This is a genomic window from Streptomyces sp. YS-3, from assembly GCF_045257485.1.
Taxonomy (GTDB): domain Bacteria; phylum Actinomycetota; class Actinomycetes; order Streptomycetales; family Streptomycetaceae; genus Streptomyces.
Genome location: NZ_JBJHPC010000432.1, coordinates 1 through 6,154, shown reverse-complemented (window position 1 = coordinate 6,154; position 6,154 = coordinate 1). Strand labels below are relative to the sequence as shown.

The following is a 6,154-nucleotide window of genomic DNA, read 5'->3' as shown; positions in this document are numbered from 1 at the left end:
CACCCCACCTGCGAAAACAAGGCACCCCGTGCCCCCATCCACGGCACCCTGTGCCGACTTTCGCCCTATCGAGAAGTTTTTCGCTCAACACTTTGATCGATCATCGATCGTCGGCTTACAGTCAACGGCGGACTTACCCGGTCCACGAGCCCTGTCCTGCCAGACACGGCACCCTTCTCCACCCCCCTCCTGTCCGGAAGGCGGCGATCATGATCGACCCCACGCCCAAGTCTCCGAGCGAGCTCGACCAGCTCCCGGACCGTGACACCGAGGAGACCGCCGAGTGGGCGGCCTCCCTCGACGCCGTCGCCAAGGCCGCCGGCCCGCACCGGGCCGCGTATCTGATGCGCCGCACGCTCCAGCACGCCGAGGGCGCGGGCCTGGCCCTGCCCAAGCTGCTGGAGACGGACTACGTCAACACCATCCCCACCTCCGCCGAGCCCGCGGTCGACGGTGACGAGGAGATGGAGCGCCGGATCACGGCCTGGAACCGGTGGAACGCCGCCGCGATGGTCACCCGCGGCGCCAAGCACGGCGTCGGCGGCCACATCGCCACCTTCGCCTCCGCCGCCTGGCTGTACGAGACCGGCTTCAACCACTTCTTCAAGGGCAAGGAGGCCGACGGGTCCGGCGACCAGCTCTACATCCAGGGCCACGCCTCCCCCGGCATCTACGCCCGCGCCTTCCTCGACGGCCGGCTGAACGAGAGCCACCTCGACAACTTCCGGCAGGAGTCCGCCGGCCACGGCCTGCCCTCCTACCCGCACCCCCGCCGCCTCCCCTGGCTGTGGGAGTTCCCGACCGTGTCCATGGGTCTGGGGCCGCTCTCCGCCATCTACCAGGCGCGCTTCAACCGGTACCTCACCAACCGGAAGATCAAGGACGTCTCCGGCTCCCACGTGTGGGCCTTCCTCGGTGACGGCGAGATGGACGAGCCCGAGTCGACCGCCGCACTCGCGCTCGCCGCGCGTGAGGGCCTCGACAACCTCACCTTCGTCATCAACTGCAACCTCCAGCGCCTCGACGGCCCGGTCCGCGCCAACTTCAAGATCGTGCAGGAGCTGGAGGCCCAGTTCCGCGGCGCCGGCTGGAACGTCGTGAAGTCGCTGTGGGGCGGCGCCTGGGACGAGCTGTTCGCGCTCGACACCACCGGCGCCCTCGTCCGGCGGCTGCGCGAGGTCCCGGACGCGCAGGTGCAGACGTACCAGACGCGTGACGCGGCCTACATCCGCGAGGACTTCTTCGGCAAGGACCCGGCGCTCGTCGAGATGGCGAAGCTGATCGGCGACGACAAGATCCTTGAGTGCTTCCACCTCTCCCGCGGCGGCCACGAGCCCCGCAAGGTGTACGCCGCCTACAAGGCCGCGCTGGAGTTCAAGGGCGCGCCGACCGTCATCCTGGCGCAGACCGTCAAGGGCTTCACCCTCGGTGAGGGCTTCGCGTCCAAGAACGCGAACCACCAGATGAAGAAGCTCTCCAACGACGAGTTCAAGAACATGCGGGACCTTCTCGAACTCCCCATCTCGGACGCGCAGTTCACCGACGGCGTGGTGCCCTACGGCCACCCCGGCGCCGACTCCCCCGAGGTCCGCTACCTCCAGGAGCGGCGCGCCGCCCTCGGCGGCCCGGCCCCGGCCCGCCGCACCCACGCGCTGGCCCCGCTGCCCGCCCCGGCCGACAAGGCGTTCACCGCCTTCGACAAGGGTTCCGGCAACCAGTCCATGGCCACCACCATGGCCTTCGTCCGGCTGGTCAAGGACCTCATCCGCGACAAGGAGACCGGCAGGCGCTGGGTCCCGATCGTCCCGGACGAGGCCCGCACCTTCGGTATGGAGAGCCTCTTCCCCTCCCTCGGGATCTACTCCCCCAAGGGCCAGACGTACGAGCCGGTCGACCGCGACCAGCTGATGTACTACCGCGAGGCGAAGGACGGCCAGATCCTCAACGAGGGGATCACCGAGGCCGGTTCGATGGCCGACTTCATCGCCGCCTCCACCGCGTACGCCACGCACGGCGAGGCGATGATCCCGTTCTACATCTTCTACTCGATGTTCGGCTGGCAGCGCACCGCCGACCAGATGTGGCAGCTCGGCGACCAGCTGGGCCGCGGCTTCCTGGTGGGCGCCACCGCCGGCCGCACCACGCTGACCGGTGAGGGCCTCCAGCACGCCGACGGCCACTCGCCGGTGATCGCCGCGACCAACCCGGCGGCGCTGACCTACGACCCGGCGTTCGCGTACGAGATCGGCACCATCGTCAAGGACGGTCTGCGCCGGATGTACGGCGAGGCGGCCCCGGGCGAGGACCGAGACGTCTTCTACTACCTCACCGTCTACAACGAGCCCATGCCGCAGCCCGCCAAGCCGGCCGGGATCGACGAGGGCATCGTCAAGGGCCTCTACCGGTTCAACACGGCCGAGTCGGCCGGGCTGAACGTGGCCGCCGTCAACCCGCCGCGCATCCAGCTGCTCGGCTCCGGCACCGCGATCCACTGGACCCTCCAGGCCCAGAAGCTGCTCGCCGAGGAGTGGGGCGTGGCCGCCGACGTGTGGTCCGCGACCTCCTGGACCGAGCTGCGCCGCGACGCCCTGGAGGCGGACGCCGCGCTGCTGCGCGGCGAGGAGCGGATTCCGTACGTACGCCAGGCGCTGGCCGGCGCCGAGGGCCCGGTCCTCGCGGTCAGCGACTACATGCGCCAGGTCCCGGACCAGATCGCGCAGTGGGTCGAGCAGGACTGGTCCTCGCTCGGCGCCGACGGGTTCGGCCTCTCCGACACCCGTGACGCGGCCCGCCGCCACTTCGGCGTGGACGCCGAGTCGATCGTGGTCGCGGCCCTGGCCCAGCTGGCCCGGCGCGGCGAGGTCAAGACCTCGGCCGTGAAGGAGGCCCGCGAGCGGTACGGCCTGTAGAGCCGGACGAAGCGGTCTACGCCCCCGGGGGCGCGGCTCTGTGCCGCGCCCCCGGGGGCGTTCCCGTCCGGCCGCCCGGGTGCCCGTGCGGGCGCGGGCATCATGGGCTCATGCGCGCCGCCCGGCTGATCAAGATGGTTCTGCTCCTCCAGTCGCGGCCCTCCATGTCCGCCGCCGAGCTGGCGCGCGAGCTGGAGGTGTCCGAGCGGACCATCACCCGGGACGCGCAGGCGCTGGGCGAGGCGGGCGTCCCGGTGTACGCGGACCGGGGCCGGAACGGGGGCTACCGGCTGGTCGGCGGCTACCGCACCCGCCTCACCGGGCTCGGCAGGGACGAGGCCGCCGCGCTGTTCCTGTCCGGGGTGCCGGGCGCCCTGCGCGACATGGGCCTGGAGGACGCGGCCTCGGCCGCCCGACTGAAGGTGTCGGCGGCCCTGCTCCCCTCGCTGCGGGACGCGCCCGCGAGCGCCGGGCGGCGCTTCCACCTGGACGCGCCCGCCTGGTGGCGGGAGCCGGGGACGCCCGCGCACCTGCCCGACGTCGCCCGTGCCGTCTGGGCGGACCGGGTGCTGCGGGTGGTCTACCGGCGCCGTGACGGGGAGGTCGTGGAGCGCCGTCTGGAGCCGTACGGGCTCGTCCTGAAGGCCGGGGTCTGGTACGTGTGCGCCCACGCCGACGGGGAGCGCCCGGGCTTCCGGGTGTACCGGCTCGACCGGTTCGACGAGGTGCGCCAGGACGAGGAGGCGTTCGTCCGGGACGAGTCCTTCGACCTGGCCGCGTTCTGGGCCGACCGGGCGGCCGGCTTCGCCCGGGCGATGCTCCGGGAGACCGTGCTGGTGCGGGTGTCCGAGGCGGGCGCCGCCCGGCTGCCGGCGGTCCTGGGCGACCGGGAGTCGGTCCTGGCGGCCCTGGCGGCGGCCGGCGGGGCGGACGGGCGGGGCAGGAGGACCGTGGCGCTGCCGGTGGAGTCGTACGACGTGGCGTTCGGACAGCTGATGCCGCTCGGGCCGGAGGTGGAGGTGCTCGAACCCGCCGCGCTGCGCGAGCGGTTCGCCGCCGCCGCCCGCGCGATGGCCGGACTCTACGGCTCCGCGCCCCAGGACCGGGACGGGTGAGACGGGGCCCGTGGGGCCCGTGGGGCGATCGGGCCGCCCGAAGGGCTGATTTGTACGGCTCCGCGTGCGCGCCCACCCGCCAGCCACGATGCTGGACCCGTGATGGACGAGACGGAATTCTGGGAGCTCATCGACAGCACCCGCGCGGACGCCGAGGGCGACCCGGAGGACCACGCGGAGCTGCTGGTCGAGCGCCTGCTGCAACTCGACCCCGAATCCGTCCTGGACTTCGCCCGGCACTTCGAGGCCCGCTACAACCGCGCCTACGCCTGGGATCTGTGGGGCGCGGCGGCCGTACTGCTGGGCGGCGCCGGCGACGACGCCTTCGACTACTTCCGCTGCTGGCTCATCGGACAGGGCCGCGAGGTGTTCGAGGGCGCCGTGCACGAGCCGGACCGGCTCGCCGAGCTCCTGGACGACTTCGACGAGGAGATCGACGGGGACGGCGAGGACCTCGGCTACGCGGCGGACGAGGCGTACGAGCAGCTCACCGGGGCCGTCACGCCCGATCTGGGTATCGCGCCGCAGCCCGCCGAGCCGGTGGGCACCGCGCTCGACCCGGAGGACGAGGGCGCCCTGGCGGAACGGTTCCCCCGGCTGTGGGAGCGGTTCGGCGGCTCCGTCTAGCCGGGCCGGTCCGCGGCCAGCGCCAGCAGTGCCACATCGTCCTTGGCCCGGCCCGCGTACCGCACGAGGTCGTCGCGTACCGCCTCGGTGAGCGTCACCAGGCCGCCGTCGCGCGGGGCCAGCGCCGCCAGCCGTTCGGCGAGCGGGTAGAAGACCCCGGCCCGGTCGCGCGCCTCGGTCACCCCGTCCGTGTACGCGAGGATCCTGTCCCCCTCCGCCAGCTCCACCCGCAGCTCGCGGGGCGGCGCGAGGCCCGCCAGGCCCAGGCCCAGCGGCGGCGCGGGCTCGGCGGCCAGCTCGGCGGCGCCGCGCCCGCGCAGCAGGAACGGCCGGGGGTGCCCGCAGCTGACCACCCGTACGACCCGCTCGCCGGGCGGGAACTCCAGCAGGAGCGCGGTGGCGAACAGCTCGCCCTCGCCGTCCGCCCCCGTGTCGGTCACCAGGCGCCGGTCGAGGCGGGCCGCGACACCCGGCAGCGTGGGCTCGTCGAGGACCGCTTCGCGGAAGGCGCCGAGCAGCGCCGCCACCGTGCCGACCGCCGCCAGGCCGTGGCCCTGGACGTCCGCGATCACCGCCCGGACGCCGTGCGGGCCCTCGCGGACGTCGTAGAAGTCGCCGCCGACCAGGGTGCCGCTCTGGGCGGCCTGGTAGAGCCCGGCGCAGCGCACCGGGCCCACCGCGTCCGGCAGCGGGGGCAGCACCGCGAGCTGCGCGGCCTCCGCCACGGTACGGACGGTGACCAGCTGGTGTTCGCGGTGCTGGCGCACCCGGGCCACCACGACGCTGAAGACCACGACGACCGCGAGGGTGAGGATGTCGCCGGGGTGCGGGTACCAGTCGCGGGTGTGCGGCAGCAGGACGCCGACGAACGTGATGGTGGCCAGCACGACCGTGCCGAGCGGGCCGTAGGCGAAGGCGGCGAGCGGCGGCACGGCGGCCAGGAAGTATCCGAGCTCGACCCCGTTGGGGGTGGCGAGCTGGGCGGCCGTGATCGCGGCGAGGACCACCACCGGCAGCGCCCGCTGCCACAGGGGCCGGGGGGCGACCGGCAGCAGCCCGGACACGCCCTCGTCCACCATGGGGAAGCTCCTCCGCCGGATTTCCGCTGTTACCTCCTGTTCTACGTCACTCGGTGAGCGAGCGCCCCATCAGCACGTCGTCCACGTACTCCCCGTCCAGCAGGAACTCCCCGGGCAGCACGCCCTCGACCGTGAAGCCCTCCGAGGCGTAGAGGGCGCGGGCGGGGGTGTTGTGGCCCAGGACGCGCAGGGTCAGCCGGCGCGCGCCCTGGCGCCGGGACTCCTCGACGGCGGCGCGCAGCAGCGCCCGCGCCAGGCCCCGGCCCCGGGCGCCTGCGGAGACGGCCAGGCCCCGGATCTGGCGGACGTGGCCGTTGCACTCCAGGCCGGTGGGCGGGACCAGCCGCAGATATCCGGCCACCCGGCCGTCGAGCTCCGCCACCAGGTGGCACGCGGGCGGGTTCGCGGGGTCGAAGAACGGGGC

Annotated in this window: 5 protein-coding genes; 3 read left to right on the top strand and 2 right to left on the bottom strand. The window is 73.5% G+C overall.

The genetic code is table 11. The annotated features are described in order from the left end of the window. Nucleotides 1-209 precede the first annotated feature (209 nt). From aceE to ACJA3G_RS27330, 3 genes are all read left to right on the top strand, one after another. Nucleotides 210-2,909 (top strand): pyruvate dehydrogenase (acetyl-transferring), homodimeric type, encoded by a 2,700-nt coding sequence (gene aceE / locus ACJA3G_RS27340; RefSeq protein ID WP_406555705.1) that lies wholly within the window; start codon nt 210-212, stop codon nt 2,907-2,909. Between the two features lie 110 nt (nt 2,910-3,019). Beyond that, nucleotides 3,020-4,024 (top strand): helix-turn-helix transcriptional regulator, encoded by a 1,005-nt coding sequence (locus ACJA3G_RS27335; RefSeq protein WP_406555704.1) that lies wholly within the window; start codon nt 3,020-3,022, stop codon nt 4,022-4,024. A gap of 102 nt (nt 4,025-4,126) precedes the next feature. Next, complete coding sequence (locus tag ACJA3G_RS27330) at nt 4,127-4,651, top strand: DUF4240 domain-containing protein (RefSeq protein WP_406555703.1); 525 nt, start codon at nt 4,127-4,129, stop codon at nt 4,649-4,651. On the opposite strand, the gene ACJA3G_RS27325 is transcribed toward ACJA3G_RS27330, so the two are convergent. Both ACJA3G_RS27325 and ACJA3G_RS27320 read right to left on the bottom strand, forming a co-directional pair. Next, nucleotides 4,648-5,730: a PP2C family protein-serine/threonine phosphatase gene (locus ACJA3G_RS27325; protein WP_406555702.1), complete on the bottom strand. Its 1,083-nt coding sequence runs from the start codon at nt 5,728-5,730 to the stop codon at nt 4,648-4,650. The genes ACJA3G_RS27330 and ACJA3G_RS27325 overlap by 4 nt on opposite strands. Nucleotides 5,731-5,776: 46 nt before the next feature. Next, the coding region (locus ACJA3G_RS27320) for a GNAT family N-acetyltransferase (protein WP_406555701.1) at nt 5,777-6,154 on the bottom strand (378 nt) is incomplete at its 5' end.

Excerpts from the sequence above, each read along its gene's own strand:
- ACJA3G_RS27325 (WP_406555702.1), bottom strand. The coding sequence starts at position 5,730 with ATGGTGGACGAGGGCGTGTCCGGGCTGCTGCCGGTCGCCCCCCGGCCC.
- ACJA3G_RS27335 (WP_406555704.1), top strand. The coding sequence starts at position 3,020 with ATGCGCGCCGCCCGGCTGATCAAGATGGTTCTGCTCCTCCAGTCGCGG.
- aceE (WP_406555705.1), top strand. The coding sequence starts at position 210 with ATGATCGACCCCACGCCCAAGTCTCCGAGCGAGCTCGACCAGCTCCCG.
- ACJA3G_RS27330 (WP_406555703.1), top strand. The coding sequence starts at position 4,127 with ATGGACGAGACGGAATTCTGGGAGCTCATCGACAGCACCCGCGCGGAC.